This is a genomic window from Acinetobacter sp. ASP199 (assembly GCF_022700675.1).
GTDB lineage: Bacteria > Pseudomonadota > Gammaproteobacteria > Pseudomonadales > Moraxellaceae > Acinetobacter.
This window is the reverse complement of record NZ_CP062182.1, coordinates 2,303,832-2,330,020: the sequence shown is the minus strand read 5'-3', so window position 1 is coordinate 2,330,020 and position 26,189 is coordinate 2,303,832. Positions and strand designations below refer to the sequence as shown.

At 41.1% G+C, this 26,189-nt stretch carries 24 protein-coding genes and 2 pseudogenes; 18 read left to right on the top strand and 8 right to left on the bottom strand.

Annotation, left to right across the window (positions count from 1 at the left end; genetic code table 11):
• Positions 1-217: 217 nt before the first annotated feature.
• On the bottom strand, positions 218-640 hold the full coding sequence (locus IHE35_RS11110) for a hypothetical protein (protein WP_242787480.1): 423 nt from the start codon (positions 638-640) through the stop codon (positions 218-220).
• A gap of 164 nt (positions 641-804) precedes the next feature.
• Between IHE35_RS11110 and IHE35_RS11105 the strand changes: the two are divergent.
• From IHE35_RS11105 to IHE35_RS11075, 7 genes and pseudogenes are all read left to right on the top strand, one after another.
• Positions 805-1,047, top strand: a pseudogene (locus IHE35_RS11105) (ethanolamine permease); the annotation flags it as partial.
• A 28-nt stretch (positions 1,048-1,075) separates the two neighbouring features.
• Positions 1,076-2,461 carry an ethanolamine ammonia-lyase subunit EutB gene (locus tag IHE35_RS11100; protein ID WP_242787478.1) on the top strand — a complete coding sequence of 462 codons (1,386 nt, stop codon included), beginning with the start codon at positions 1,076-1,078 and terminating at the stop codon, positions 2,459-2,461.
• A gap of 9 nt (positions 2,462-2,470) precedes the next feature.
• Entirely contained in the window at positions 2,471-3,286 is an 816-nt protein-coding gene (eutC, locus tag IHE35_RS11095) for an ethanolamine ammonia-lyase subunit EutC (RefSeq protein WP_242789999.1), read from the top strand.
• A 137-nt stretch (positions 3,287-3,423) separates the two neighbouring features.
• Entirely contained in the window at positions 3,424-3,798 is a 375-nt protein-coding gene (locus IHE35_RS11090) for a hypothetical protein (RefSeq protein WP_242787475.1), read from the top strand.
• 204 nt (positions 3,799-4,002) lie between these two features.
• Entirely contained in the window at positions 4,003-5,829 is a 1,827-nt protein-coding gene (locus tag IHE35_RS11085; RefSeq protein WP_242787474.1) for a mechanosensitive ion channel, read from the top strand.
• Between the two features lie 68 nt (positions 5,830-5,897).
• On the top strand, positions 5,898-6,065 hold the full coding sequence (locus IHE35_RS11080) for a hypothetical protein (protein WP_242787471.1): 168 nt from the start codon (positions 5,898-5,900) through the stop codon (positions 6,063-6,065).
• A 129-nt stretch (positions 6,066-6,194) separates the two neighbouring features.
• Positions 6,195-6,347, top strand: a complete 153-nt coding sequence (locus IHE35_RS11075) for a hypothetical protein (protein WP_242787469.1) — start codon at positions 6,195-6,197, stop codon at positions 6,345-6,347.
• 272 nt (positions 6,348-6,619) lie between these two features.
• On the opposite strand, the gene IHE35_RS11070 is transcribed toward IHE35_RS11075, so the two are convergent.
• Positions 6,620-7,819 (bottom strand): NAD(P)/FAD-dependent oxidoreductase, encoded by a 1,200-nt coding sequence (locus tag IHE35_RS11070; protein ID WP_242787467.1) that lies wholly within the window; start codon positions 7,817-7,819, stop codon positions 6,620-6,622.
• 184 nt (positions 7,820-8,003) lie between these two features.
• Here IHE35_RS11070 and IHE35_RS11065 point away from each other — a divergent pair, with 184 nt between their 5' ends.
• Complete coding sequence (locus IHE35_RS11065) at positions 8,004-8,330, top strand: DUF4870 domain-containing protein (protein WP_242787465.1); 327 nt, start codon at positions 8,004-8,006, stop codon at positions 8,328-8,330.
• On the opposite strand, the gene IHE35_RS11060 is transcribed toward IHE35_RS11065, so the two are convergent.
• Positions 8,327-9,202, bottom strand: coding sequence for a pyridoxal-phosphate dependent enzyme (locus IHE35_RS11060; protein ID WP_242787463.1), 876 nt, complete (start codon positions 9,200-9,202; stop codon positions 8,327-8,329). The genes IHE35_RS11065 and IHE35_RS11060 overlap by 4 nt on opposite strands.
• Before the next feature lie 180 nt (positions 9,203-9,382).
• Here IHE35_RS11060 and IHE35_RS11055 point away from each other — a divergent pair, with 180 nt between their 5' ends.
• Both IHE35_RS11055 and IHE35_RS11050 read left to right on the top strand, forming a co-directional pair.
• On the top strand, positions 9,383-9,562 hold the full coding sequence (locus IHE35_RS11055; protein WP_242787461.1) for an NF038215 family lipoprotein: 180 nt from the start codon (positions 9,383-9,385) through the stop codon (positions 9,560-9,562).
• A gap of 111 nt (positions 9,563-9,673) precedes the next feature.
• Positions 9,674-10,297 (top strand): LysE family translocator, encoded by a 624-nt coding sequence (locus tag IHE35_RS11050; RefSeq protein ID WP_242787459.1) that lies wholly within the window; start codon positions 9,674-9,676, stop codon positions 10,295-10,297.
• 58 nt (positions 10,298-10,355) lie between these two features.
• Here the strand turns inward: IHE35_RS11050 and IHE35_RS11045 are convergent.
• The 3 genes and pseudogenes from IHE35_RS11045 to metG all read right to left on the bottom strand — a co-directional run bounded on the left by IHE35_RS11045 (position 10,356) and on the right by metG (position 14,206).
• Positions 10,356-11,323: pseudogene (locus IHE35_RS11045) on the bottom strand (MBL fold metallo-hydrolase).
• Between the two features lie 317 nt (positions 11,324-11,640).
• Positions 11,641-11,997, bottom strand: coding sequence for a hypothetical protein (locus tag IHE35_RS11040; RefSeq protein WP_004960269.1), 357 nt, complete (start codon positions 11,995-11,997; stop codon positions 11,641-11,643).
• Between the two features lie 139 nt (positions 11,998-12,136).
• The gene (gene metG / locus IHE35_RS11035) at positions 12,137-14,206 is read right to left on the bottom strand and encodes a methionine--tRNA ligase (RefSeq protein ID WP_242787456.1); all 2,070 of its coding nucleotides are present in this window, start codon (positions 14,204-14,206) and stop codon (positions 12,137-12,139) included.
• 184 nt (positions 14,207-14,390) lie between these two features.
• Between metG and IHE35_RS11030 the strand changes: the two genes are divergently transcribed.
• From IHE35_RS11030 to apbC, 3 genes are all read left to right on the top strand, one after another.
• Positions 14,391-15,194 (top strand): hypothetical protein, encoded by an 804-nt coding sequence (locus IHE35_RS11030; protein WP_242787455.1) that lies wholly within the window; start codon positions 14,391-14,393, stop codon positions 15,192-15,194.
• A 384-nt stretch (positions 15,195-15,578) separates the two neighbouring features.
• Entirely contained in the window at positions 15,579-16,328 is a 750-nt protein-coding gene (locus IHE35_RS11025) for a hypothetical protein (protein ID WP_242787453.1), read from the top strand.
• A gap of 469 nt (positions 16,329-16,797) precedes the next feature.
• Complete coding sequence (gene apbC / locus IHE35_RS11020; RefSeq protein ID WP_242787450.1) at positions 16,798-18,081, top strand: iron-sulfur cluster carrier protein ApbC; 1,284 nt, start codon at positions 16,798-16,800, stop codon at positions 18,079-18,081.
• A 110-nt stretch (positions 18,082-18,191) separates the two neighbouring features.
• On the opposite strand, the gene IHE35_RS11015 is transcribed toward apbC, so the two are convergent.
• Together IHE35_RS11015 and IHE35_RS11010 are read right to left on the bottom strand one after the other, a co-directional pair.
• The gene (locus IHE35_RS11015) at positions 18,192-18,662 is read right to left on the bottom strand and encodes an IS5/IS1182 family transposase (RefSeq protein ID WP_004646477.1); all 471 of its coding nucleotides are present in this window, start codon (positions 18,660-18,662) and stop codon (positions 18,192-18,194) included.
• A complete protein-coding gene (locus IHE35_RS11010) occupies positions 18,610-19,005 on the bottom strand; it encodes a transposase family protein (protein WP_004646478.1) in 396 nt (131 codons plus the stop codon). Before IHE35_RS11010 ends, IHE35_RS11015 begins: the two co-directional genes overlap by 53 nt.
• 449 nt (positions 19,006-19,454) lie before the next feature.
• Between IHE35_RS11010 and IHE35_RS11005 the strand changes: the two genes are divergently transcribed.
• From IHE35_RS11005 to IHE35_RS10985, 5 genes are all read left to right on the top strand, one after another.
• Positions 19,455-20,048, top strand: coding sequence for a LysE family translocator (locus tag IHE35_RS11005; RefSeq protein WP_242787447.1), 594 nt, complete (start codon positions 19,455-19,457; stop codon positions 20,046-20,048).
• 125 nt (positions 20,049-20,173) lie between these two features.
• Entirely contained in the window at positions 20,174-20,743 is a 570-nt protein-coding gene (gene dcd / locus IHE35_RS11000; RefSeq protein WP_242787446.1) for a dCTP deaminase, read from the top strand.
• A 234-nt stretch (positions 20,744-20,977) separates the two neighbouring features.
• A complete protein-coding gene (locus IHE35_RS10995; RefSeq protein ID WP_242787444.1) occupies positions 20,978-23,134 on the top strand; it encodes a hypothetical protein in 2,157 nt (718 codons plus the stop codon).
• 12 nt (positions 23,135-23,146) lie between these two features.
• A complete protein-coding gene (locus IHE35_RS10990) occupies positions 23,147-23,872 on the top strand; it encodes a hypothetical protein (protein ID WP_242787441.1) in 726 nt (241 codons plus the stop codon).
• 29 nt (positions 23,873-23,901) lie between these two features.
• Complete coding sequence (locus tag IHE35_RS10985) at positions 23,902-26,142, top strand: DUF6160 family protein (RefSeq protein WP_242789998.1); 2,241 nt, start codon at positions 23,902-23,904, stop codon at positions 26,140-26,142.
• The last annotated feature ends 47 nt before the right edge of the window (positions 26,143-26,189 follow it).

Genomic DNA, 26,189 nt, shown 5'->3' with positions numbered 1-26,189 from the left:
TTGAACTCCCTCTCTCTTTGGGAGAGGGAATAAAGCCCCCTTTTAACAAAGGTGAGCAGCACTGCTGCGCAAGGGGTGGATTTGATATATCAAAATCCCTCCCAACCTCCCTTTAAAAAAGGGAGGAGCTTTTTACCTCTCTAACTCCTTCTAAAAGGAGAAGGAAGTTCTAGCTATAAAAAAGCCTCCATCATGGAGGCTTTTTTCATACTGAAGTTTAGTGAACAAACATATCCATAAAGTCACGGATTTCCTGGATCGCTGTCTCTACATCAGAGGTCAGCCAGGTCGGTTCAAAGAAACCGGCATAATGTTCGAGGCGTTCAGCAGGCACGACCAGACGTACCGGACATTCTTCTTCCAGTAAGCGCCATGGGATGATCGGCACATCATTGTCGAGCCAGGCTACGACATTACGCACATCAATAATCATCGCATTCACGCAGTCCGGGAATGGCATCACCGACATTTCTTCGGTACGACGACGGAAATATTCCAGATCCTGCCAGCGCAGTAAAAAGCTCGGCTTGCTGAATTCAATAATTCCAATCAGATGCTGATCGCGGGTGTGGTGTAACGCACATTGATGTGTGACGTCGGTGTCAAGATCAAGCGATACACTTTGTTGACGATACGCCATATAACTCGGGTGTATAAACAGAAGGTGGATAATTATAGCGCATTTCCTATCTTTAGGGCAGCGATTCAATTTGCTTTCCCTAGACTAAATGAACTGGTACGGCTTATGCATATCTTCAAGGCACAAAGATAAAAACAAAGAGGTGGCTATGTCAGAAATGTTGACCAAATCTGGTGCGTCCTTAAAAAGCACCGGGTGGTATGGTGATCGTGTCAATTGCGCTGATACTTGCTGCGATTGCCATGGTGGCGGGCTTTCTGGTCGATCCAAAAGTCTGGTTAATGGCAGCTGCGATCTATGTGGTACAGCTTCTCTATTTCCTGTTGTATAGCCGTCATCATCTGATGGCCGATACATTGGAAGAAGAATTTGTCCGTATTGAGGCAGCAGAAAAAGAACTGAACTAAAACCATCCAGCAAAGGGAGCATATGCTTATGTTGTATCAGATCAATGTGGCCAATCAGCACTATGTGTTTAAAGATTTAAAAACCCTGATGGCTAAGGCTACTCCTGAACGTTCTGGCGATCAGTTGGCGGGAATTGCAGCCACTGATGCAACCGAGCGTGTTGCTGCACAAATGTGCCTGGCAGAGGTGCCGTTAAAGCAGTTTCTAAATGAAGCTTTAATTCCTTATGAGCAGGATGAAGTGACCCGGCTGATTCTGGATGAACATGATGCCCATGCTTTCTATCCGATCTCGCATTTTACTGTGGGAGATTTTCGTAACTGGCTGCTGAGTGCAGATGCCACTACCGAAAAACTGGGTGCTTTAAAAATGGGTCTGATCCCGGAAATGGTCGCGGCAGTAAGCAAGATCATGCGTAATCAGGATCTGATTTTAGTGGCAAAAAAATGCCGGGTAGTGACCCGGTTCAGAAATACCATCGGTCTGGAAGGGCAGCTATCGACACGTTTGCAGCCGAATCACCCGACCGATGATCTGATGGGCATCTCAGCTTCGATTTTAGATGGCTTGATGTATGGCAATGGTGATGCGGTGATTGGCATTAATCCGGCCACGGATAACCTGCAAAACCTGTCCGAGTTATTAAAATTACTGGACCACATTATTCATGAATATGAGATCCCAACCCAGTCCTGTGTACTGACGCATATTACTTCAGGCATTCAGTTAGCTAACAAGAATATTCCGATCGATCTGATGTTCCAGTCCATTGCCGGAACAGAAAAAGCCAATACCGGGTTTGGCATTAATCTGGCGCTGTTACAGGAAGGCTATGAAGCCACTTTAAGTCTGAAACGCGGCACAGTGGGGCAAAACGTGATGTATTTTGAAACTGGGCAGGGCAGTGCTTTGTCTAGTAATGGTCATCATGGTGTCGATCAACAAACTTTGGAAGCACGGGCCTACGCCGTGGCACGTAAGTTTAACCCGCTCTTGGTGAATACCGTGGTGGGCTTTATTGGACCGGAATACCTGTATAACGGTAAACAGATTATCCGGGCGGGACTGGAAGATCATTTCTGCGGTAAGTTGCTCGGCGTACCGATGGGCTGTGACATCTGCTATACCAATCATGCTGATGCCGATCAGGATGACATGGATGTGTTGCTGACCTTGCTTGCCAATGCTGGGCTGAACTTTATTATGGGTATTCCTGGCTCGGATGATGTGATGCTGAACTATCAGACCACTTCCTTTCATGATGCTTTATATATTCGTCAGTTATTAGGACTGAAACCTGCTCCTGAGTTTGATCACTGGCTGCAACAGCAGGGCATTCTGTCTCAGCAAGCGAATCAGTTGCAGTGGCCGACTGAATTACCAAAACAATTTTCCCGTCTGATGCTGTCTTAAGGAGTGATGATGAAACTGGTTCCTGATATGCAATTTCAGTCACAGCTGCAAGACAATCCTTGGCAGAAGTTAAAGGCTTTTACCGATGCACGTATTGCCTTGGGACGTGCAGGTGGCAGCTTGCCAACCCGACCAAGTCTGGAATTTCAATTGGCCCATGCCCAAGCCAAGGATGCAGTACTTAAACCTCTTGATGCCGAGCAACTTAAAAGTAGTTTAAGCAAAATTAATTTACCTATTCTGCAAATTAAAAGCCAGGCGGTGGAAAAGGATCTCTATTTAAAACGTCCGGATTTGGGACGTATCCTGTCCGATGAATCTAAAGCGATGTTGCAGCAATACCGGGCTGAACATCAGGACACTTGGGATGTGGTGATTGTTGCGGGAGATGGACTTTCAGCCCGTGCCATTGAAGAAAATACCACACATTTTATTCCTGCCTTGGTAGAGGCTTGTAAAGCACAAGGCTGTAATATTGCGCCCTTGATTATCGCCCGAGGTAGCCGTGTTGCGCTGGGCGATGAAGTTGCCGAAATTTTAAAAGCCAAAATGCTGGTGATGCTGATTGGGGAGCGACCTGGACTGAGTTCACCTGATAGTATGGGAATTTACTACACTTATAATGCTTTTAAAGGCTGCCATGATGCACTTAGAAACTGTATTTCGAATGTTCGTCCGGCAGGTCTGTCCTATCCACTGGCGATTCAGCGATTGATTGCACTCATGCAAAAATCCTGTACATTGCAGCTTTCAGGCGTACAGCTGAAAGATGAACATGAAACTTCGGTTGAAGTTCAGCATAAACAAAGCAAAGGATTATTTTAAACAACCAATAGCGTAGAAAATTCTGCGCTGTTACAGACTTACACGCCGTCACCATCTCACTTATTTTTGTCACACAAGTTAAAAATCAGCTTGTTATGATGAAATCCACACATGAATAAAAATCAGTGAGGATGGTTATGGCTAATGATTTCAACAAAACACCACCTTCAGACTATGATGAAGATACACGCCAGAAGAAAAGAATTCCTGTCTATATTTTGATTTTGGTGGGTATCTTCCTGCTGGCGCTGCTGCTTTATATGTTTGCCGATATTAAGCCTTCACCAAAAGAAGCACCTCCGGATCATCCAAATCCACAATCTCAACCAGCCACCATGAACAATACGACTCCAGTTCAGTCAGAGGCAGGGCGTAGTCAGGATCTGGATCAGCCTGCGAACTTAAGTGGAGTTACGGGTACGACTGAAGCGACTGCAGAAGATACAGCGGGAGGTATGGATGTTGGTGTAGCAACAGACTCGGAAGGATCTAGTCGAGGTGCAGGTCAGTAAGCACCCTCTTAAAAAGCCCTGGTTAAGAATCAGGGCTTTTTTGCAATCTAATGTGCGGATTTGTTGTAGTTGTGCATTTCTCAATTGAATAAAAAAAGCTCAAATTCTAATGTGAATAGTGCACAACAAACGGCTTTACAACTTTCCAAAAAAGAAGTCTGTAAATACTTATAAATAAAGTAAAACCATAGAGGGCATGACAACATGAATGAATATATGAGAGGCCCAGGCGGTTATGACGCCATGTACTATTGGGAACAGTTTCATCCCATATTAAGCGCAGTGGCAATCCTGCTGATCGGCTGGGTCATTGCATTGCTGGTCTCTGCAGGTGTAAAAAAAGTCTTGCAAAAATTAGGGACCAATGAGCGACTTAGCCATGCGACTGGTCATCGTTCCAATATTGAAAATATCATCACGCGAATTGTCTTCTGGTTAATCCTGATTATGGCAGTCATTGGTGCATTGAATGTGCTAAATCTGACCAATGTCAGTGGACCGTTCAGTAATATGATTCAGCGCTTCCTGTTGTTTATCCCTCAACTGCTTGCTGCGATTGCTGTCGGATTCATCGGCTGGATTGTTGCCAATCTGGTTAAGGTGGGACTACAGAAGCTGCTTGATCGCACGCAACTGGATGAAAAACTCAGTTCAGAAGTCGGGGTAAAGCCACTCAGTGAGAATATCAGTGAAATTATTTACTGGTTGATTCTGCTGTTATTCCTGCCTATCGTGCTCTCGATTTTGGGTTTAAGCGGTCTGCTTTATCCAGTTCAGAATATGGTCAATGATGTGGTTGGTTATCTGCCTAATATCTTCATTGCCGGCGTGATTATTTTTGTCGGTTATATTCTGGCGAAAATCATCCGTGGCATTGTCGAAGGCTTACTGCGTAGTCTGAACGTACAGCAACAGGCAGAAAAAGTTGGCATCTTCAAGAACTCTAATGTTCCTCAGTTGATTGGTTCCTTTATCTTTGCTGTAATCATCATTACAGCCCTGATTATTGCCTTTGAAGCACTCGGTATTGAAGCAATTTCACAACCTGCCACCGCAATGCTCTATGAGGTAATGAATGCCATTCCAAATATCATTGCCGCAGCCCTGATTCTGATACTGGCTTATGTGGTATCGAAACTGGTTGCCAAACTGGTGACTGAAGTTCTGGCAGGCACGGGTGTAGATGAAGTTCCGGCCAAGCTCGACTTACAACGTTTCCTGGGTACGACTAAAATTTCCCATGTTGTGGGTGTGTTGATCATTCTGTTCACTATGCTGTTTGCTGTGTCTGAAGCGGCGAACCGTCTTGGCTTTGAACAGGTGAGTAGCCTGATTGCGATGTTCATTTACTTCGGTGCGAACATCCTGCTCGGCGCAGTGATTCTGGTGGTTGGCTTCTGGCTGGCAAATGTGGTTGCGAATGTAGTGCAGCGCGGTGAATATAACAGTTCCCGCTGGTTAGCCAATCTGGTTCGTGTCCTGATTATGGGTCTGGTAGTTGCAATGGGCTTACGCGCAATGGGCATTGCCGATTCGATCGTAAACCTGGCATTCGGTCTGACTCTGGGCGCAGTAGCAGTGGCTTTTGCTCTGGCATTCGGTCTTGGTGGTCGTCAGCCGGCAGAACGTGTTCTGACGGATTTGATTGATAAAGCCAAACGTGAAGGCAAAGAACCAAATCTCTTGAAAAAAGATACTGATATCATGACTTCAGCTTTTGGTTCAGGTAGTACGACTTCTGCGACTGAACCAGCTACTACAACAGGAGCGAGTATCGTGGCCAATCAAGAACCTGATGACAATGCACCTATGCGTACGGACTTATCGAATAGTACCCCTGCAACACTCACTACTGCCCCGCAGGATGATGAAGCGTCGGGTATTGATCAGGTCACTCCAGATGTAGATCAGGCCGTACCAGATTCGCTCGACATCGATCCGACTCATCCACCAGCCAATAATCCATTTGGCTCTACAGGTGAAGACGAGCCGAATGTTGATAGTCATCCAAAGAAAGATGACCCGAATTAACCTGTTTCAATCAAATAAAATCGGCCACGCTTAAGTGGTCGATTTTATTCAGTCATGAGGAAAAATGAATGAATGCAAAAAAACCGAATAAAGTCCTGGCACCTTTAATCATCGCGGGAATTACGATTGGCTTTTTCACCGCTGCCTATCGATTTATTTTTGTTAAGAGCAAAGAGGATGAGCGGTCTGAGCAAGCGCTGGAAAAGAACATACCGGAGACAGATGAGTTTAACTGAGAAAAACTCCTTGTCATACACATGTAATATAATCTAGTCTACAATAAATATATAATATTCAAGTGAATACTAAAATTATTTTGGTATCTTTCTTGCATTAAAAATATAAAGACAAAGGAGATTAATAATATGTTAAAAGCATTACAGTACAAATTCATGTCATCTAGAGCAGCTGAAGTACCACTTTATCTGCAAGAAGCAGCTCGAAAAATGCAGCTGACGATTGACCGTATTGAAAATACAGCCAATCTTAAGCTGTTTAAAACAGACTATTTGGAGTGAGTAAATACTTGTTCCAGACGACTTAGTAGAGTTGTTTTATAAATAGGACCCTAATTATTAGATCTCTTTCATAAATCAAAAAATGATCGTTATATTCATATATAAATGGATATTGAAAGTTCCTTCTCCCTCTGGGAGAAGGTTAGGATGAGGGGGTTTCTTAGAAAAACCTCTCCCTGAGGAACATGCTCCGCAAGTCTCCTACAAGGAGAGGGAATTTTCCTGATTATTTTTTAATGATTAAAAAATAATTTATGATAGTACTCTATTGATTAAACATATTCCGATGCGGCATGGGCAGATGACCAGGCCCATTGGAAGTTAAATCCACCCAGATGCCCGGTTACATCCAGGATTTCACCGACGAAGAACAAGCCTTTCTGTTTCTTGCTTTCCATCGTCTTTGAAGAGACTTCCGTAGTATCTACACCACCCAACGTCACTTCGGCAGTACGATAGCCTTCGGTGCCTGATGGTTTCACTTCAAAGCCGTGTAGACGTTTGGCGATCTGTTCCAGTTTGTCATCACTGATATTGCCAATCGATGTTTCTGCAACTTCAGTCCAGATCAGATTTTGTAATTCCAGTACCACACTTTTTGGTAGATGTTCGGTAAGTAGCGTACGCAACAAGACTTTTGGCTGGTTTTGTTTTTTAGATTTAAAGAAATCAAACAGATCAACGCTTGGCAGGAAATCGACCTTAAAGCTTTGACCGACGTCCCAATAGTTAGACAGTTGCAGCGAGCTTGGACCACTTAGACCACGATGGGTAAACAGCAGGGCTTCAGTAAAGCTGTTTAGCTCATTGGATAATGTTGCTTCTACTGCATTACCACTTAAGCGCATTGTGACTTCTTTAAAATTATCCGAGAAGGTGAAGGGCACCAAACCGGCACGGGTAGGATAGATATAGTGACCAAATTGTTTGGCAATCTCATAGCCAATACCAGAACCACCCAGCGTCGGAATGGATAGGCCGCCGGAAGCCACCACTACAGATTCAACTTCAAAATATCCCAAAGACGTTGCCACCTGGAAACCTTGATCATCTACCGCATTGACTGCTTTCACTTCACAACTGGTTTTAATGTCGACCAGACCGGTCTTGTCACATTCAGACAACAGCATCGCCAGAATTTCTTTAGCACCATTTAGGGTAAACAGCTGACCATGCTTACGTTCTTCATATTCAATACCGTACTCGCACACCATGCCAATAAAGTCCCAGTTGGTATAACGGGTCAGGGCTGAAATGACAAAATGCGGGTTATGCGAGATGAAATTTTCTGGCTCGACATACAGATTGGTAAAGTTGCACTTACCACCGCCAGACATCAAAATCTTTTTACCAACCTTGTTGGCTTTTTCAACCACGACAACACGACGACCACGTTGCGCAGCCATATATGCTGTCATTAAACCTGACGCACCTGCACCTATGACTAAAACATCGTATTGCTTGGAAGACATGACACACTCAAGGGAGAAGAAAAGGAAAGCATTATAGACAATTTTATTTCAGCTTTCTCTATTCATCCCGAAGCAAATTGAATTACAGATACGCATCAGACATTCATCACAACTGATTTGAAATTCTGAAAGGCTGCTTCTATAGTTTTATAGATGAGGATAAACAGCCCAGGGAGAAAGACTGATGGCGAATATCGAACAATTAAAACAATATAATCTGATCACCTATATTTTATATATCCTGGGTTTCTTTGTTGGCCTGACCCCATTTGTCGCCATTATTATGAACTATCTGAAACGTGATGAAATGCGCGGCACCTGGCTGGAAAGTCATAGCGACTGGCAGATTCGAACTTTCTGGGTTAGTTTAATTGGTTATCTGATCGGTGGCTTATTAACCACGATTCTGATTGGATTCGGGATTCTGTTTGTAGTGTTTATCTGGCACATTTACCGTTTAGCCAAAGGCTTGATGGCTTTAAATAATAATGAGCCAATCACTCCAGTTTAATCATTACGAAGCGCAGGGAGTCTGCCTTGCAGGCCTCCAGTATGAATAACCAAGAGCTTTGATCCAGCAGGGAAGTAACCCTTTGTAATCAGGTCAGTCAGACCCATGAGCATTTTCCCGGTATAGATCTGTTCTAAAGGAATAGTGTGTTCAGCTTCAAAGTTCTGAATGAACTGAATCAGTTCAGCTGTAGTTTTGGCATAACCCCCACAGCAATAGTCATCTATAATCTGCCAGTTCTTCTTGTTGGTCAGTTTGGCGACATCTTCAGTTAAGAATGTCCCTTTCAGTGCAGAAAAACCTAAAACTTGCTGATGATTTTGACTGGCTTCAATCAGTCCTGTAATGGTACCACCTGTGCCAACTGCACAACAGATCACATCAAACTGTTGATCTTCAGGTGTTAAAATTTCCCGGCAGCCTTGAATGGCAAACATATTGGTGCCGCCTTCAGGAATCACATAATGATCCGGAAATTGTTGTTGTAATTCTGCCAAAAATTCGGGTTGCTGCTTACGTCGATAATCTTCACGGTTAACAAAATGCAACTGCATGCCAAAGTCCTGTGCGGTCTTTAGCGTAGGATTTAAGGGCTTCTCTTTAAGCTCTTCACCACGAATAATGCCGATACTTTCAAAACCAAACTGGTGTGCCGCATATGCCGTCGCTGCAATATGATTTGAATAGGCACCGCCAAAAGTCAGTAGCTTTTTAAAACCTTGCTGTTGTGCTTGCAGAAAATTATATTTCAGCTTAAAGAACTTGTTGCCCGAGATCTGTGGATGCACCAGATCCAGCCGGCGCATGGTCAGTTGCATACTATGTATATTCAGGCTTTGGTCTATGACTTGCTGGGCAATTGAATCAAACATGGTGAATTTAAAAATGAGAATGACAACAGTATAACCAAGTCGAGCATACCCGAAAGTGACTTTAATTCTTATTCAGTAATTGCACGCTTGTATGATGCAGCTTGTCACAAAATAATTGAATGAAAAATAGACATGTAATGCTAATCTAGAACAAAGGGAATCTTGTCAGGAGGGTAGCAAATGAAAAATCTATCCTATGCTGTGCTTGTATTATTGCTGTCCAGTCTGGCTGGCTGTGATAATGATAAAATGAATAAACCGAAGACAGAAGTCAGAACCATGATCATAGGCGGGATGCCCGTACATGATCATGACTATCGCTTGTCTAAACCGCCATTTATCGCACAAGAGCTTCAGTAAGTTTAAACTGAATATTTATTAGATAAAGTTAAGATTTAGTACTATAAAAATGCAGCATTCGTGCTGCATTTTGCTTAGAATAGCGCAATCAAAATTTAACCGAGTTGTGTTGTGGAATCATTCTGGATTTTGGGCTCAATTGCCTTTGCATTAATGTTAGGTGCAATGAGTCCTGGGCCGACATCAATTTATGTGGCAAAAAATTCAATTGCTATTTCGCGTAAGCATGGCTTGTTTACCGCTCTAGGTACCGGTACAGGTGCGGCTATTTTTGGCCTGCTCGCAGTTCTCGGCTTACAGGCATTTTTATTGGCTGTGCCGTCTGCCTATCTGGCTTTAAAAATCTGTGGTGGTATCTATTTACTCTGGTTGGCATTTAAAATTATTAAACATGCCAAAGAACCGATTGAATCTGACACAAATACTACTTCGCAAATGTCACTACGTCGTGCATTTACCACGGGTTTGATTACACAGCTTTCGAATCCTAAAATCGCAATTGTGTTGGCAAGTATCTTTACTGCCCTGTTACCTAAAGAAATTCCAAGCTATTACTACGTGGTCTTACCGATTCTGTGTTTCTTTATTGATGCAGGCTGGTGTTCTTTGGTGGCTGTTGTATTGTCTGCAGAAAAGCCACGTCGCGTGTATTTGAAATTCAAAGCTGGCTTTGACCGAGCTGCAGGTGCAGTCATGACCGTACTCGGTTTAAAGCTGATTTTTGGGATGAAATAACCTACCTCTTATTCCCTCATCCAAACCTTCTCCCAGAAGGAGAAGGCTTTCATTGCGTTTAGTCTTTAAAATGCACTGGAATCCATTGATAGCTATTTCCATTCTGAGAATAGATATGTCCGATCCCTGGGAAAGGTAAATGCGGTGCCGCAATCAGTTGTCCTTCTTTGGCATATTCAGCAAAGTGCTTTAAGCGAGTTTCCACCGCAGCTTTCGGGTCGATGTCAAATTCAATGGCGGTTTCAGGTTTATCAAACTGCAAGGTATGTGAATGCACAATGTCACCAATAAACACGACTTCCTGACCATCTGACTTCAATTTAAAGCTGTAATGTCCCGGGGTATGACCAAACGAAGGCTTAAATTCGACGCCACCAAATGCTAAAGATTTATCTGAAAAGACTTTAACTTTTTTAGCTTTTTCATAGGGTGCAAGTGCGGCTTTAATCTTTTGAACGGTACCTAAAAATCCTGCTTGTTTGTCTTTTGGCAGTTTTTTTACGGTATTTGGACTCAGCCAATAGTCATATTCCGTTTTTGAAATATGCAGCGTTGCATTTGGATAATTGGCCACACCCTTGTTAGAAATGCCACAGACATGGTCAGGGTGTAGATGTGTCAGGAAAATACCATTCACTTGCTCAGGCGGATAACCTGAGGCTTTGAGGTTGTTATAGATTGAACCTAAGTGTGCGCCAAAGCAGCTTGCAGCACCGCTGTTGACCATAAGCAGTTGCTTACCTGTATTAATGAGAAAGGCGTTGACTGAGGTTTGGATGCCTTTGTCATTCACCGCAGCGTATTTTTTTAAGATGTCAGTTTTTTCACTATCACTTAAGCCTTTAAACATAGATGGATTGAGATAGTTTGTGCCATCAAGTAGGGCAGTGATTTGGTATTATCAATTTGATGGTGGTAATAGCCTGCGACTTGTTTTTGTTGGGTGATGATGGGTTCAATAGCTTGGGTAGCTAGGGTTGTGGTGCTTAGAGCAAATATAAAGAATAAGGGTTTTGAAGTTTTCATAAATTTCTTTTAGGTTTTAAAGGTTTGCTTCTTTTTTATCATATTTATCGCGAAAATTTAAAGCTAGTTGAATGCTCCTTCTCCCTTTGGGAGATGAGAAGCATTCGCAATGGAAGTTATTTTCGTAATTTTAAAGTGGGGCAATGATTCAATAAAACCTCTCCCTAATCCTCTCCTAAAAGGATAGGGAACTACACACAAATTAATTTAGTAATGAATGCTCCTTCTCCCTCTGGGAAAAGGTTAGGATGAGGGCTAAAACTAGAAGGCATAAAAAAGCCCCTACATCGGTAGAGGCTTTTTAAAATATAACAATTTTATTTTTTACATTCTGGCTGTGAACGGTCAATAACTTGAGTACCTTCCACACGGTAACCGATCTGACCCACAATAAATGCTTGATTCAGTTGAGTAATGACAACATCAGACAAAGCCACAGCACAACGATCTTTCTCAATTGCACGATCTACCGCTGTTTTGAAGTTAGGAATACCTAATGGGAATAAAACTACAGGTACTTTATCCTCACCTGTAACGCGCTCACCTTTAACAAATTGGTTTGAATTCAAGTTATAGTTTTTTGTAGAAGCTACAGTCATATCTGCCATACGAACTGAACAGCCTGTAAATGCAATTGTTGACATCGCTAGAACTGAAACTAGTAATTTTTTCATGCTTACCCCGAATAGTTATAAGAAATAAAAAGTGCTTTGATTTTATCGACATATTTTTTAAAAACAAGAAAATAAATTTTATAAATGGCATTAAAAAGCCCCTACAATATAGAGGCTTTTTCTCATCTTAATCTAAAAATTAAGATACTTTATCACCCGGTTTAGCACCAGATTCAGGTGAAATTACCCAAACGCCGTCGCCATTACCCGCAGCTAAAACCATCCCGTTAGAAATACCAAAACGCATCTTACGTGGTGCAAGGTTCGCTACCATCACCACCAATTTACCTTTAAGGTCTTCAGGCTGATAGAACTCACGAATACCGCTAAATACGTTACGTGGTTCAGCTTCACCGACATTTAACGTCAATTGAAGAAGCTTGTCAGAACCTTCAACCGTTGCAGCTTCTAAAACTTCAGCTACACGTAGGTCAACTTTCATAAAGTCTTCGATGCCAATACTGCTCGTGTTAAGAGTAGCTTCGCCTACTTTAGGTTCAGGCTTTTTCTCAGCTTTCTTCTCTTTTTTCTTTTCCTCTTTTGGTGCTTCAGCAGGGGCAGCTAAAGAATCTTTAGATGCATCTACCATTGCCGCCACAGCTTTTGGATCAACACGTTGCATCAACGGTTGGAACAACGCAATTTCATGACCAACTAAGATTTGCTTACGTGATTCAAAGTTGAAGCTGTCAAGCTGTAAGAATGCTTGAACTTGTTCAGCAAGTACAGGAAGGACAGGGCTTAAGTAAACCGCCAATTGACGGAACAAGTTAATGCCCACAGAACATACATCATGAACTTGTTGTTCTTCGCCTTCAATCTTCGCAAGAGCCCAAGGCTTTTTCTCGTCGATATATTGGTTGGCTTTATCTGCAAGCGTCATGATTTCACGGATTGCAGTTGAGAATTCACGTGCTTCATAAGCCTGTGCGATAGAATCACCCGCATCAATAAAGCTTTGAACCAATTCAGGCTCTGCACATGTTGCAGACAATTTATTGTCAAACTTGGTGTTAATGAATTTCGCACAACGGCTTGCGATGTTGACTACTTTACCTACAAGGTCAGAGTTAACCTTTTGAACGAAGTCATCAAGATTCAAGTCAGAATCTTCAACTTTGTCAGAAAGTTTAGACGCGAAGTAGTAACGTAAATATTCAGGGTTTAAATGCTCTAAATACGTTTCCGCTTTAATGAACGTACCACGAGATTTCGACATCTTCTGACCATTTACAGTCAAGAAACCATTTACGAATAAGCTTGTTGGCGTGCGGTAGTTTGCACCTTCAAGCATCGCCGGCCAGAACAATGCGTGGAAGTAAACGATATCTTTACCAATGAAGTGATAAACTTCATTTTCCGAATCTTTTTTCCAGTAATCATCAAAGCTTAAATCAGGACGTTTAGTCTTGATGTAGTTTTCAAAACTCGACATATAGCCGATTGGCGCATCCACCCAAACGTAGAAATATTTGTTTGGTGCATCAGGAATTTCAAAGCCAAAATATGGCGCATCACGGGAAATATCCCAATCAGAAAGACCCGCTTCAAACCATTCATCAAGTTTATTGGCAATCGACACAGGTAGACGACCTTGGTCACGTGTCCATTTTTGCAGGTATTCACCAAAGTTAGGCAGTTTAAAGAAGTAGTGATCTGAAGATTTCTCAACCGGTGTCGCACCGCTTAAGGTTGATTTTGGATTTAACAATTCAGTTGCGTTGTAAGTCGTACCACATACTTCACATGAGTCGCCGTATTGATCTTCCGCTTTACATTTAGGGCAAGTGCCTTTAATGAAACGGTCAGACAGGAACATGCCTTTTTCAGGGTCGAACAATTGCGTAACAGGGCGAACAGCAATATTACCTGCTTCACGGTTCTTGATATAAATCTCAGAAGCGCGCGCTTGGTTTTCAGCACTGTTGGTTGAATCGTAGTGGTCGAAGTCAACTTTAAAGCCAGCAAAATCACGTTCATGTTCTTTTTGTACGTTGGCAATTTGCTGTTCAGGCGTAATTCCATTTGCTTCAGCACGAAGCATGATCGCTGTACCGTGAGCATCATCCGCGCAGACATAAGTCACGTTATGACCCATTGCACGCATCGCACGTACCCAAATATCAGCTTGGATATAACCCAGTAAATGACCCATATGGATCGGGCCATTGGCGTATGGAAGGGCGTTAGTGACTAAGATATTACGCACGGATATGACTCTCTCATTCGTATTTTATGCAATGGGCGATAATTTTACATGAGATAGACCAGACTTGCATAAGGCTTTTGGTGAATTCTTTTTCAATAACAAAGTTGCACATCGAACAAATGCTACTTTGTGGCAAGATTATCGGGGATAATAGCCTATCCGCCATTTGCTTGAGTGCTTGACCATGTATGACGATTACGATGATTTTGAAGATGATCAACCAGTCAGACGGATTAAATCGAATATCAAACAGCAGACTTTGGGCAAACGTATCCTCGAGGATGCACAAAGCTATTTAGATCAAATCTCCCAAGGCGAACATACTTTTTTAATCGAGACTTTGCGTGATCTGGCACAGCAAGATGAGTATTTTAATGTTTGGGCAGATCAGCTGGATCAGCCTGTCGGCTCGAAAGTTGCCAATGACGCTTTAAACCTGATGCACTTTTGGCAACAGATTCATCGTTATGAAGATGTCAAAGCCTTTAACTTACTCGATGTCATCAATAGCGAAGATTTCCAAAAAGATGTACTGACTGCTTTTGATGCCATGCAGATCGATGAAGCCCATAAAGTCTTACGCCGTCCGGTGATTGTTGAAGCCTTTAAAATGTATAAATTGGGCTGTTATGCAGGTTGTGTACCGTTGCTGTATGCACAGCTTGAAGGTTTGTTGACCGATGTGCTGATTCAACAAGGCTTCTTAAAACAAAATGGCACCAAGTTTGTCGATGTCTATAAAATCGTTCCTGGTCTAAAAGGCAATGAAATTAAGAGCCTGTGGCATAAATCTAAAATCGCGATTGACCTAAACCCATACTTTGCTGAACTGGCTGCCTATAAGATGGATTCCAGCTCGAATGTGACAGCAACACGGCATAACATTCTGCATGGCACAGATGTAGTGCATTTCACTCAAGCGCGTAGTTTTATCCTGTTTATCTGGTTGTTCTCGGTATTGAGCTTTATGAGTACTGTGCGTGCTTAAGCTAAGAGCTCTGGATACCTGTAGTTTTAATCATTCTTTAAACGTTTAATGTAGATTGATCATAAGCATCCTTTAGCTTGGGAAATCAGGCAATCCCAGCATTTGAATAGGCAAGCTAAAGGAAATGCATTGTCAGGATGACAGTAAAGTACTCAACGATGCTACAAAGAATAAGAGAAACAGAATGTTCAAAATACACAGCACGATCTCATCCAGTTGGCAGTGAGGAAAGTTTGAGATCGTGCGCTTTGTGCTATCTGATGCAATGATCAGCAACAACATGTACAGGCTTTGTTGCAGTTTGCTTACTTCGCCCGATTCATTGACTGCTTTATGCTAAAAAATTGTCTGATGATTTATATGACTTACCTCAGGAGGGTACTCATGACTCAGAATAACCAGACAAGTACTTCTAAGCAGAACCAAGATAAAGAACAACATGCACGTGAAGTGCATGATCAAATTGAAAAAGAGCAAAAGCAGAATGAGATTGATAGACAGCACAAACATGAACATCAGGACGTACTAGAGGCACAGAAGAATGGTACGGATGAGAAATCAGATAAGCAAAGTGCTAAAGATTCAGAGAATGAGCAGTCAGATAAAAAAAATGAAACGACCAAAATGGATGACTTAAAAGCCAAGGCCATTGCCATTGGTGAAGAGCTATTGCAGAAAGGTGAAAAGATTCTGAACGAACTCAAAAATGGTAAATCTGAAGCCAAGCAGAATGATGGAGCAGATGATACCAAACAGGCTGCGCATAAAGAGGGAAAATCAGATCAGCAACATGGCAATGGTCAAGATCAGCAGGATCGTATGACTCATCTTAAAGATGAAGCCCTGCATAAGTTTGATGATACTAAACAGAAAATTACTGAGTTGGTGAATGAGGCTTCTGTCAAACTGGCTGAACTGAAACAGATGGCCACCGATACAATGACTAAAATGAAAGAGAATTCATCTAAGGATCAGGATTCTAAAGATGACAGCTCTAAGGAGAATGCTTCGGATAAGAAAGAGGCTGCCAAAGATAAAGATTCAGAATCTGATGCAGACCAGTCTAAACAAGATCAAGCTAAAAACACTAAGGATCAGCAAGACAAGTCTGAACATAATAAAAATCATAAATAAGCTGTGATCGCATTGCCACTTCAACCATAGCAGGGTTGAGGTGGCTGAATCTAATCAGCCTTTGATTATAAAAATAATAGATCTCTTTCATAAATCAAAAAATGATCGTTATATTCATTTAAATAGATATTGAAAGTTCCTTCTCCCTCTGGGATGAGAAGTGTTACTTCGCAAGAGGATGAGGGAATTTCTTAGAAATAACCTCTCCTCCAAGGAAAGGGAATTTCCTTTTCACTGATTCAAAAATGATTTATGAAAGAACCCTAATTGTTCTCAAATTAAAAAATGTTTTATTTCCTATTCTTCTTCACTTTTCATTATTTCTATTCGTCACGAATTGACAAAACCAAGTAAAATAGTTGGAAATTGAAATATCTCCCTCATCTTATTGGTTAGAGTGCTTAACCTTAAGTGAAAACCCCGTTAAACTAAGTTATTTAGATGTCGACCTACATTTTTGGAGTAACCTATGTCGTGGCTTTCTTCGCTTAAATCGGTTTTTTCGCCTTCCAGGGAGGTGAACGAAGAAGCTGTGCAGAACGTACTGCAAAACTATATCTTGCCAAATTCTAGCAATGCCTTGAAGGATCGTATTACTCAGGTCAATGTACAAGGCGAGATTCTTCAAATCACCATTAATACCTATCCTGAAGAAAAAGAGCAGTTACAACAGATTCATGATGAACTGGCTGATGCACTGGAAAAATGTGGCATCAAAGAACTCAATATGCATGTGATCCAGCAAAAAACGGGTCATAAAAAAGAGGGCGGTTGCGGACATCATCATGCCGAAGGTGAAAGCTGCTCTAGTCAGCCGAAAACCACAGCGGCTCCAAAATCAAATCTGCCACCAGTGGTAGATGCATCTGCAAGCGCTAATGCTGTCAAGCAAGCGAATGAAAATTATCAACCTCAACAAGAAGAAGCACCGATTCAAAAAGCTGCACCGCAACAGCGTGATGTACCGAAGCATCCACGTATTCAAAATGTGATTTTAGTGTCTTCTGGTAAGGGTGGTGTGGGTAAATCAACCACCACGGTGAACCTGGCTTTGGCTTTGCAAAAACTTGGCTTAAAAGTGGGTGTGCTGGATGCGGATATTTATGGACCAAGTATTCCAACCATGCTTGGCAATGCCGGTAAAACGCCAATGATTGAAGCTGAACACTTTGTACCATTAGATGCCTATGGCCTGGCAGTGCTGTCAATTGGTCATTTAACCGGTGATCACAATACACCGGTGGCTTGGCGTGGTCCAAAAGCTACAGGCGCATTGATGCAATTGTTTAATCAGACCCTTTGGCCAGATCTGGATGTATTGATGATCGACATGCCGCCTGGCACGGGCGATATCCAGTTGACCTTGGCACAGCGTATTCCGGTAACAGGCGCAGTAATTGTGACAACGCCACAAAATGTGGCATTGCTGGATGCTACCAAAGGGATTGAACTGTTTAACCGGGTGCAGATTCCAGTCATGGGTGTAGTTGAAAATATGTCGACCCATATCTGTTCAAATTGCGGTTTTGAGGAACAGATTTTTGGTACAGGTGGTGGCGATAAATTGTCAGAACAGTACAATATTCCACTACTCGGCCGTCTGCCTTTAAACGCTGTGATTCGTGAAAATGCCGATGCAGGGAAACCTTCCGTGATTGCAGGGGACGAAGCAGCAGATAGCTACATGGCAATTGCAGAAAAGATTGCTGCAAAATTACCAAAAGCTCAAAAAGATCAGTCCCGTATTTTTTAATAAAGAGCATTGATTAAAACCTCAGTCCAGGCTGAGGTTTTTTATTTTAAAGCTAACAGTAAAATGAAAGTACTTGCTAGCAAGAAGGTTCAATAGACTTATTTCATAAGTCATTTTTTACTCAGTTCCATATTGTAGATTCCAGCAATTAAATTGAATCTTAAACCCAGTCTTTTTCCTCGATTACGATATCGCTCAGCAAGGATTTTGAAGGTTTTTAAACTGCCAAATACATGCTCAATCCCAATTCTTCTTTTGTTGATTTCTTGATTATAGATTTTTAGTTCAGGATTCAATTTACAGCGCTTTTTTGCTTTTAATGGCAATAGGCTATTTGGATACACTGAGTAAATCCCTTGATAGCCTTTATCTGCAAGGATAAAGGCACCTGCCGGAATCTGATGCAAGTTTCGTTTGAAGAGTGCGAAATCATGTACAGCACCACGACTCGTGCATAAACTCAGAATTTGTTGAGTTCTATAATGAATGATGGCCTGTACTTTGAAAGTATGTGCCTTCTTTTTGCCACTATAGCTTTTCTTCTGTTTTTTTAGGTCTTTGTATTGGAATTTCTGTGGCATCAACAATCACCACGTTCCAGTCGATGCCTTCGCCCTTAGGTAAATGCTTCGGTAAATTAAATAGATTAGACTTGATCAGGCAGTCCTCTACATGACGGACAATTCTTGAAGCAGTCGGCTCTGACACACCATAACTAGTTGCAACATGGAACAATGTTCGATATTCACGCCAATAACTTAAGCACAGAAGGATTTGATCTTCTATGCTTAATTTGGTGGGTCTACCTTTAGCAGGAACATGCATTTTCAGTTGTTCCACCATTAAATCAAAGGTTGACCATGAGATGCCTGTGTATCGCTTAAACTGTGTTTCAGAAAGCTTTTTTGAATCGATGTATTTCATCCGCAGATTATGCATGAATATTTAAAATTCTTCGGTACAAATAATCAGCAAGAGACTGTTTGTTTTTTGATTTATGAAAGAGGCCTAATAAAAGAAAGCAAATAAATTAAGACCGTGCGTTGAAATAAACACTTTGAAATAAGCTAAGTTACTTTAAAAGATTTGAAGATGAAAAAAATAAGAAATTGACTGTTAAATTAACCATTTTTAAAAATATAAAAGTTTAATTTTAGAAGTGTGATTTCACTAGAATTTTCTCATAAATCAGCGAGAGTCAACTAAAATGACTCCACCGTATATTCCTGAAATTCAACCTTTTTATTATTTAAGTATTTGAATTTATTTTAAAAATTAAATTATTCCAAAAAATTATAATTCTCCTTACAAATAAGATTTTGCAGGTAAAAATATTCTGATCTATGCTGCAAGCATTACAGCGAGGTCAAGCTATGATTTCTTGGTTATTTATTGGTTTAGTGGTCACTATTTTGTTGACTCCAGGCCCAACCAATACCCTATTGGCATCTTCCGGGATCCATGCAGGTTTTAGGAAATCATTTTATCTTATTCCTGCAGAAGCCTTAGGTTATCTGCTTGCGATCAGTTTTTGGGGAATCCTGATTGGTAAGATTTCAACCCATCTGCCAGCTTTACCTAATATCCTGAAATTATTCAGTGCCTGTTATATTCTCTATTTGGCAATCAGGTTATGGCGCACTGCAGAAGTCGCTGACAGTTTGAGTCAATTCACCATCCGTGCCAGAGAATTATTCTTAGCCACTTTGCTGAACCCTAAGGCTTTATTGTTTGCATCAGCGATTTTCCCGGTGATTGCATGGCAGAATAGTTACTACTATGTCGCGCATATGCTGATGTTTTTAGGACTGTTGATTCCAATTGCATTTTTATGGACGTTCTTCGGTACTTTACTGGGGCGTAACAATAATCGTTGGCTTAATCAAAAAAATATGCAAAAGACCGCCTCATTGGTACTGATGAGCTTTTCTGTGCCGCTGAGTTATTCAGCGATTATGAGTCTGTAAATTCACTAAAAAAATGTCATTAAAATTTCAAAGTGTCATCGAGAAAGATCACTTATTTTCATTGAAGTGAATTTCAGTTAAAGTACGTCGCAATAACTGAATTTAAGATTTTTGGATTAGTACCAATGGCAATTAAGTCTGATCGCTGGATTCGCGAAATGAGCGAAAAACATGGCATGATCGAACCATATGCAGAAAACCAGGTTCGTTTTGGTGAAAATGGTGAAAAACTCATTTCCTATGGCGTATCAAGCTATGGTTATGATGTTCGTTGTGCACGTGAATTCAAGGTATTTACCAATGTGCATTCTGCGATTGTTGACCCGAAACACTTCGATGAGAAAAGCTTCATCGATATTGAATCTGATGTATGTATTATCCCGCCTAACTCATTTGCGCTTGCACGTACTGTCGAATATTTCCGTATTCCACGTAATGTACTGACGGTTTGTCTGGGTAAATCTACCTATGCGCGTTGCGGTATTATTGTGAATGTGACTCCACTTGAACCAGAGTGGGAAGGTCATGTCACCCTTGAGTTTTCAAATACGACGAACCTTCCTGCACGTATCTATGCGGGTGAAGGTGTGGCACAGATGTTGTTCTTTGAATCTGATGAAGTTTGTGAAACTTCATACAAAGACCGCGGCGGTAAGTATCAGGGCCAGACAGGCGTGACTTTGCCAAAAGCATAATTATTTAAGATATTGAATAAACGGGGCTTTAAGTCCCGTTTATTTTTTTGAGTTTTCATTCATCGGAAACTTGGCTATTCAGCACTTTGCTTTTTGCATCTGAATGGAAAATAAGCATAATGGATGCAGAAATCTAATTAAAAGATGCACGATGCATCACTCAAAAATAGAAATTGCAGCTCGGAAGCTGAAAGATAAAGATGCGGAGCATCTGATAATAAAAGGATAGTGAAGATGATTTTGAACGGTAACCATTCCATCTTTAAAAAGTCATGTTTAGCAAGCATGGTGAGTTTGTTATGCATGCCTTCTAGCTATGCTTTGCAGCAGTTATCGGATGAATCTTTAGCAGATACGACAGGGGAAGGGATCGCACTTACCCTAAATGATTTTAAAATGGTATTTCAGGCACCTAATGATGTGTCGGCAGGCTCTAGTTATGCCCGCGGCCTCGATAATCCTGGTCAGGCAGATACAGGTTTCATTCGCATTATTCCTACGGGGGGAAACTACACCCAGTTAGGGCAGCGTGCCTATGACCGTGTCTATGCGGATACCTACAATAAAAGTGTATTACAGGGTAAAACAGATAATAATTATTATACGCTGTATAGAGATACTTATGACACCACCTATAACTCACAATATTCTACATTATTAACAAGTTATAGTGCCAATATCGAAACTAATGCTGAGGCGAAAAGGGAAACCTTTTTATTGGAAACGCGTCAAGCACTACTGCAAGACCCTATTATTAAGCAATATTACACACAACGTCTTGCAGATTATCGAAATGGGACATGGGGATTGGATGGATGGACACCTGCATCTTTAAAAAAAGATGGTACAACTTCACACACAATGCTGGCTGTAAGTAATGATCCTACAGGTGTTTTAGAATTAGAAAAAAAAGCTAAAGACTATGCATTGGGTAACACCTATGAAATGATTAATTTACTTTATGGTCCAGGCGCTTTAACTTCTAATAGTGATCTTACAAATTCTACATTTTATCAGGGTCTAACTAACTTCGTCAGATCTGATCAAATTACTGCAACAGTGAATAGTCTGATTTCTGATGAAATTACTAGAGAACGTCTTGCTGCAGAATTACGTGCTAAATATAACGCTACTCAACTCGCAGAAGATACTGCAGAAGCAGCAACAGAACAAATCTTGGCGTTAATTATTGCAGCTGCTGAAGCCAGTGCATTACAGGCGGCAGCAAATTCCCCGGTCAAATCGTTAAAGACCAAGGCGGATGTTTTTATCTATGGTCTGGCATTATCTAAAGGTGATGGCTCATTAAGCACACGTTATAGCAATGAAGGATTTAACTGGGGGTCAGCTGAAAACCCTTGGTTATTCCGTGCAGGTACAGAGCGAGTTAAACAGTTTAAAAATGCAGATAAAGACATCGGTTATCTGGCACTAGAAGCACCATTGGCATTAATCCCTCAGTATGCAACTGCAGATGACAATAATATAAAACTCGGTTTCTGGACCGATATCTTTTCTAGAAGTCTGGATTCAAGTAACCAGATCGATCCAGCAACAGGTGCGCCGACTTCAGGTTTAGAATTAGATCAACGGCTACGTATGCAAGTGGTTGCCAATGGCTTAAGTCTGAATGGTTCACAAGTCCGTTTGTTCCAAACAGCCGAATCAGATGATGCAAACCATAATAAGACCTTGGGTTTAGCGACATTATTGCGTTTGAATACCAATCATAATCCAGCGACATTGAGTAAACTAGATTCAAATCTGGATGCACGTGGCATTCGTATTAGCTCAGCAGTTGAAAATGAAGATAATACGGTTGTTACACCTGCTATGGTACGAGGTACACCAGCCCCAATTTTCGAAGGACAGGAAGGCTTGTATTTATATAGTCCTAATATCAATCTTGTTCTCGGTAATATGTATCAACCTTTTGTGGTGGGGTCAGAAGGTAATAATATTATTTTGGAGGTTACCCGTATTCCAGATATTCCAGAAATTTACAATAAGATCTACCAAAATTATAAGAGCAGCAATTACAAACCTAGTGATTCTGCATATAACACACGATACGGTTTGACTGAATACTTAGGGACCAGCAGCCTGGAAGGTTCTACCTGTAATGTGTATACCTGTGGCACAGAAATTAAAGCCAATGATCTTGATACGGTCGCAAAATATCAAGGGCGGAATGCAACTCACAGTAGTATTTCAATTGGTACCGTAGATCGTTTGCCAGGTAACCTTTTAGATGCAAATAAGGGCGAAAATGCGACAGGAATTATGTTCAAAAGCACTGCAGCAAATGGAACTGATTTTAAGAACTTTGGTTCGGTGGCAATTGATGGTGTGTTGATTCAGCATTTAAAAATTAAAACGACAGGACTATAAAGGGAGTTAGCCATGTTAAAGAAAATGACCTTAGCGACCTTGATGTGTGTATCGTTATCTAGCTATGCCAATTTAGTGAATTTAAATCAACAGGAAATGAAAGAGGCAGTGGGACAAGGGGGGGCAGACCTCAGTTGGACTTTTTCTCTAAATCATCGATATGCCACTAATCCAAATCTTAAAAATATTCATGGGATTGAAAACGGCACAGCAACTGTATATTACGATTTTGATGCAAGCTCATGTGGTACAGACAATCTATTCTGTCGTTTGGCTATTTCACCTAATAATCATGTAGATGAGAATGGCAATAAGAAATGGCTAGTTTTTAAAGATATTCAGGGTACCTTGCAAATTGACCGTTTTTCTATAGATGGCGCTACTATCATTAATTATCGGAATATTCCTCAAGCTGCGATGCAAGTAACTTTTTATGATGAAAGTCCGCTTAAAATACGTAATCTTGGCTTTAGTACCTTAGCAGTTGAAACAGGAACTACAGACGCGGCAGATAATAGGGAAGAAGGTTATTTAAATGTCGATAAATATGACACATACGTAGAAAAAATTACCGATATCAACGACAACGTTACAACTGCAGAAAAAGCGGTTCCTCAATTTGATCTTGGACAAGAAAAAGGTTTTATGGGACTCAATGTGCATGGCAATATGCATATGTCCGGAAACTTAAAAATCTTTAGCTATAACTGCTCAGGTGGGGCACAAAGCCGTTGCTAGAACCTTAAGTGAAGGATAAGGATATCAATATGAAAACAAAAAAAATGCAATTAAAACTCCTCACTGTATGTGTATTTTTGGCACAACAAACCTATGCTTTAGAGGTTATTCAAGATCAGGATCTAGGACAGGTTACAGGTCAAGACGGGCTGAGCCTTACTCACGAAGTTTCAAAAGTGTACATTGAACAAGCCAACTGGCTTGATCCTACCGGTGATCAGAATGTGCAAAGAGGTTTGGGGCTGCATCAAGTAAATGTATTAGGTGTTGATAACAATCCTATCGTGAGCCAATTACATCTTGATGTGGGTGCAACAGAGGTCGGCACAGGGATCAGGCTGGCATTTAGTGTGGATCCATTTAATGCTGAAGCCAACTTAAATATTGTTGAAAAAGCCTGTAGTGGACCAACATGTCATGCCATCAATCGGAATACGGCAAATATAAGTAGCCTGGGTAAGTTGGGTATACAAACTAACTCTCCAATAAAAATGCTCTTACAAACACAAGCAGGCTTATTTAACAGTAAAGAGCTCGCTTATCTAGATTTTCAATTGCAAAATGCAAATATAAGTCATGCCTTAGGAAATAATAAAACCCTATTAAAAGACTTTAATTTTAACTTCTCTGGTTTTGGCTATATGTCTGTTAACCAGCATGAAGGCATTGTCTTAAGTACATACAATACTGCAGAAAAACCAGGTATTGATAGTGAAACTAATATTGTGCATTTAGGACGTGTTGCTGATAGCACTGATGTCGCAGCAGGGCGTATTAATGCTACTAATCCTGGTATAAACCTGGATTTACGCTATGTGACACAACAAGATGCAACTTCCCCAGCAGTAGTCAAAAATATTATGCGTATGGGTGCATCAGGCGATATCACCAACGCAAAAATATTTATGAATGGCAATCAGTCGAATATTACTAAATTTGGAGTCAATACCAATGGTCAGGCATACAATGCTTTAACAGGTTATGAAAGTATCACCAATACTGGTGGCCTGCATTTGGGTATCTCCACTGATTTCACCAATGCGTCCAATAGCCAAAATGCACCAACCAAATTAGAAATAGGCCATACGGGGCAAGGAAGTTATGCAATTGAATTTTCTAATTTAAGGGCACTTACAAAGCAGCAAAATGCTTATATTGATTTTGGTGACATTTATGTCAACACAATTTCAGGTAAAAGCTTAGATTTTCTGATAAATGAAAATTTAAAAAATACCTTAATGCAAAATGATCATATTCGTAAGCAAAATCTAAATGCTACTGAAAATTATGCCTTTATTGCAGTGCGTGGCATGGACTTTCAGTCAATCGCCAGTAAAGCACGCTTTATTTCAGACAATTCGATTGCCGCCCTTACAGGCGATGGCGGTTCTTGGGGCATAGGTATTCCGATCTATAACCTGAATGCCAATGTAGCGTTGACCGGTACAACTTATGACGGTAAACAGGGGATAGCTTACAATGTCCTTGCATCAACCGAGGGTTATGGTATTGATGCCAAAACGGGTTTGCCAAGTACGACCTCTATTCTTTTAATTGATGGTCAGGATGGAGTGCATGGCGAGGCTGTGAACTACTATGCTGGTCTACGTAATATTGATGCACTGATTCAAGCTGAAGGTGTGATTGGCTATGAAGACAGTGGATTATATATTCGTGCAGATGATTTATTAATTGCAGCTCAAGCCGAATTAGCAATTGGCCAATTGCCTGGGTCAAAATATAACTGTACTTCAGGATCTGCACTATGTGGTGCTGTAGTTGCTAACGATAGCTTCTCAAAACCTGATGATGTTTTAACCACGATTGCTTTAAAATTAGACGGTTCAGGTGAACTACGCATTATTCCAGGGGTCGATCCGACTCCTGCTGATCCTGACAGTAACTACCTTGGACTGAAAGGTAATTTCAAATTTAAAGATTTAACTGCTGCACAACGTGACGATGAGAATTATGTAGGTAGTTATTTTAGCTTAATCAACAAGGATATTGGTGAAAATGGTCAGGTTGTACAAAGTTCAGCATTAACTTTGAATAGTCTGGAAGGAAATTTAGGTTTTGATACAAAAGTTAAACTAAGCGCAGATACGGTGACTTTGGATAGTCAGATTGACTTGAATCATACCAAGGATCTGGCAAACCCATTTAGAACCAATTTTGCAATGACTACGAATAATACGATGCAAAATATGGCATCAATTGCGTTAACAGGTGGAACGATGCGTAGCACTTTAGGAATAACGCCACGTTAAGGGATCTCTTCTTAAAGAAGTGTGCTGTGTCGCACGCTGATAAGTAA

Coding starts and splice junctions, on each gene's coding strand:
- IHE35_RS11100 (WP_242787478.1), top strand. CDS start 1,076: ATGTTGTATCAGATCAATGTGGCCAATCAGCACTATGTGTTTAAAGAT.
- IHE35_RS11090 (WP_242787475.1), top strand. CDS start 3,424: ATGGCTAATGATTTCAACAAAACACCACCTTCAGACTATGATGAAGAT.
- IHE35_RS11030 (WP_242787455.1), top strand. CDS start 14,391: ATGTATGACGATTACGATGATTTTGAAGATGATCAACCAGTCAGACGG.
- IHE35_RS11005 (WP_242787447.1), top strand. CDS start 19,455: ATGATTTCTTGGTTATTTATTGGTTTAGTGGTCACTATTTTGTTGACT.
- IHE35_RS11015 (WP_004646477.1), bottom strand. CDS start 18,662: ATGCCACAGAAATTCCAATACAAAGACCTAAAAAAACAGAAGAAAAGC.
- IHE35_RS11075 (WP_242787469.1), top strand. CDS start 6,195: ATGTTAAAAGCATTACAGTACAAATTCATGTCATCTAGAGCAGCTGAA.
- IHE35_RS11080 (WP_242787471.1), top strand. CDS start 5,898: ATGAATGCAAAAAAACCGAATAAAGTCCTGGCACCTTTAATCATCGCG.
- apbC (WP_242787450.1), top strand. CDS start 16,798: ATGTCGTGGCTTTCTTCGCTTAAATCGGTTTTTTCGCCTTCCAGGGAG.
- IHE35_RS10990 (WP_242787441.1), top strand. CDS start 23,147: ATGTTAAAGAAAATGACCTTAGCGACCTTGATGTGTGTATCGTTATCT.
- IHE35_RS11010 (WP_004646478.1), bottom strand. CDS start 19,005: ATGAAATACATCGATTCAAAAAAGCTTTCTGAAACACAGTTTAAGCGA.
- IHE35_RS11070 (WP_242787467.1), bottom strand. CDS start 7,819: ATGTCTTCCAAGCAATACGATGTTTTAGTCATAGGTGCAGGTGCGTCA.
- eutC (WP_242789999.1), top strand. CDS start 2,471: ATGAAACTGGTTCCTGATATGCAATTTCAGTCACAGCTGCAAGACAAT.
- IHE35_RS11060 (WP_242787463.1), bottom strand. CDS start 9,202: ATGTTTGATTCAATTGCCCAGCAAGTCATAGACCAAAGCCTGAATATA.
- IHE35_RS11055 (WP_242787461.1), top strand. CDS start 9,383: ATGAAAAATCTATCCTATGCTGTGCTTGTATTATTGCTGTCCAGTCTG.
- IHE35_RS11025 (WP_242787453.1), top strand. CDS start 15,579: ATGACTCAGAATAACCAGACAAGTACTTCTAAGCAGAACCAAGATAAA.
- IHE35_RS10985 (WP_242789998.1), top strand. CDS start 23,902: ATGAAAACAAAAAAAATGCAATTAAAACTCCTCACTGTATGTGTATTT.
- dcd (WP_242787446.1), top strand. CDS start 20,174: ATGGCAATTAAGTCTGATCGCTGGATTCGCGAAATGAGCGAAAAACAT.
- IHE35_RS11110 (WP_242787480.1), bottom strand. CDS start 640: ATGGCGTATCGTCAACAAAGTGTATCGCTTGATCTTGACACCGACGTC.
- IHE35_RS11040 (WP_004960269.1), bottom strand. CDS start 11,997: ATGAAAAAATTACTAGTTTCAGTTCTAGCGATGTCAACAATTGCATTT.
- IHE35_RS11065 (WP_242787465.1), top strand. CDS start 8,004: ATGGCGAATATCGAACAATTAAAACAATATAATCTGATCACCTATATT.
- IHE35_RS10995 (WP_242787444.1), top strand. CDS start 20,978: ATGATTTTGAACGGTAACCATTCCATCTTTAAAAAGTCATGTTTAGCA.
- IHE35_RS11085 (WP_242787474.1), top strand. CDS start 4,003: ATGAATGAATATATGAGAGGCCCAGGCGGTTATGACGCCATGTACTAT.